Raw genomic sequence first — 427 nt, forward strand, 5'->3', positions numbered from 1 at the left:
GTTCCGCCACCGGGTCGGCCTCGCCACCGCGTGATGCCGGCTCGGCCTTGGGCCGGCGGCCACGGGCCGGCCGCTCGCGCGGCAGCTCGTCCAGGCCGGGATCCAGCCCCAGCGCCCGCTGCAGGCCTGCGTCTTCACTGCCATCGGCTTCCTGGCCGCCATCGTTGAGCGGCAGCTCAGCGGCCGCCGCATCCTTGGCCCGCTCGCTCCGGGTGCGCGTGCGCCGGCGCCTGGCACCGGTCGGCTTGGCGGGCCCTTCCGTGGTCTCGGGCGAGGGCAAGATGGATTCAGTCGTATCGTCGGACAAGATGGTTCTCGCGGAAAAGAACTCGAGAGATCAGAAGGGCTTGAGGATCACCAGGAGAACGATCCCGACGAACAGCAGGGTCGGAACCTCGTTGATCATCCGGTAGAAGCCGGCCGGCCG

At 70.0% G+C, this 427-nt stretch carries 1 protein-coding gene and 1 pseudogene; both read right to left on the reverse strand.

The window, feature by feature from the left end:
* Nucleotides 1–307: pseudogene (locus EQG76_RS15300) on the reverse strand (hypothetical protein); the annotation flags it as partial.
* 30 nt (nucleotides 308–337) lie between these two features.
* A complete protein-coding gene (locus tag EQG76_RS33500; protein ID WP_407925542.1) occupies nucleotides 338–406 on the reverse strand; it encodes a hypothetical protein in 69 nt (22 codons plus the stop codon).
* Nucleotides 407–427 lie beyond the last annotated feature (21 nt).

This window comes from Geminicoccus flavidas (assembly GCF_009806515.1).
In the GTDB taxonomy this organism is placed as follows: domain Bacteria; phylum Pseudomonadota; class Alphaproteobacteria; order Geminicoccales; family Geminicoccaceae; genus Geminicoccus; species Geminicoccus flavidus.